Origin of the sequence: Nocardioides sp. IC4_145, assembly GCF_011250565.1 — a bacterium.
GTDB lineage: Bacteria > Actinomycetota > Actinomycetes > Propionibacteriales > Nocardioidaceae > Nocardioides.
The window spans coordinates 1-1,286 of the sequence record NZ_JAANMS010000084.1 but is presented as its reverse complement, the minus strand read 5'-3'; the positions used below and the strand labels follow the sequence as shown (position 1 = coordinate 1,286).

Annotated in this window: 2 protein-coding genes; both read right to left on the bottom strand. The window is 68.9% G+C overall.

Annotated features, from left to right (window positions below):
* Positions 1-67: 67 nt before the first annotated feature.
* On the bottom strand, positions 68-691 hold the full coding sequence (locus G6553_RS20510; RefSeq protein ID WP_166196981.1) for a hypothetical protein: 624 nt from the start codon (positions 689-691) through the stop codon (positions 68-70).
* Positions 691-1,286 (bottom strand): transporter (locus G6553_RS20505; RefSeq protein ID WP_166196979.1); only part of this gene is annotated, 596 nt, incomplete at its 5' end. The genes G6553_RS20505 and G6553_RS20510, both read right to left, overlap by 1 nt.

The following is a 1,286-nucleotide window of genomic DNA, read 5'->3' as shown; positions in this document are numbered from 1 at the left end:
CCACGCCGACTCGGCGTAGCGTCCCCCGTAGGGGTGCTACGCCGAGTCAGCGGACGCTGAGCGAGCTTCAGCGGCCGGCGAGCCGATCGACACGGTCGTGGTAGCGGTGACCGATCTTGCCGCCGAGGAACGCGGCGAGGGCACTCACCAACAGAACTGCAATGGCCGTGATGATTCCACCCCAGCCGAGCTGCGCGGCCGAGATCGGCAGACGGGGCAGGTCGACCCGGTCGAGGATGTTGTACTGCGACCCGAACACGGCACCGAGGACGATCGCGATGATGGTGACCGCGAGCCCCAGGATCCACACGCCGATGCCCTGACGGCCGCCGTCGAATCGCGACATGCGCCCGGCGACGTATCCGCCCGCGTAGTAGCCGATCGCCAACACGGCAACAAGGACCACTGCCGCGACGAGACCGATGGTGCCCGCCTCGCGCTGCGCCTCGGTCTGGGTAATGACAGCGTTGCTGCCCAGGGCGGCGGTGATGGCGCCGACGATGCTGGTCAGCAGGATCGTGACAGCGATCGCGACCAGCCAGCCGAAGAACACCGCCCCGATGTTGAGTCCTCCGAACTTGTCGCGCGCCCTGTCATTGCCGTATCGCGCCCCGCCGTCGGCGTGCGTCCCGGCGTGCGTTCCGGCGTGCTCGGCGCTGGTGGCGCCGCTGGTGTGCTTGTTCCTGGCCATCAGATGGTCCCGCTTCCCGGCGTCGGGGGCATGGTCGGCGGGGTCGGGATCGCGGTCGTGTCGCCGGCGGTCGCCTCGGTCGAACCGGCAGTGCTGGTAGCGGAGCCGACCTGGTCCTCGACGCGGCTCCGGCCGGTCTGGAGGTCGCCTCGCGCCTGGGCCTTCGCCTTGCCCGACTTGTCGTAGGCGTCCTCGAGGACCCGGCGGGCGACGCTCTGGCCGCCGAGGCCGAAGGCGAGCGCGAGACCGAGGGCGAGCGCCCCCATGATCGCGGCGAACGCGATCGTGACGATCTCCTCAGCGATGCGCAGCTGGTTGAGGATCATGAACAGGGCGATGACCATCACGACGGCCGGGACGACGGCCGCGACGATCTTGCCGGTGGGGGTGTCGCCCATGACCTTGGTGACCGCGCCGGCCACGGCGCCCGCGACGAGCGATGCGATGACGAAGATCAGGATCGCCACGATCACGTTGGGCAGGTAGGCCAGCACCTGGTTCATGAATGTGGTGACGGCGGGGATCTTCAGGGCGCCGATGGCAGCCACGAGGAAGAACAGGAAGATGAACCAGAATGCGACGCGGGCGATGCCAC

What these genes read in the sequence shown, in the direction of transcription:
- G6553_RS20510 (WP_166196981.1), bottom strand. Translation starts at nt 691, where the DNA reads ATGGCCAGGAACAAGCACACCAGCGGCGCCACCAGCGCCGAGCACGCC.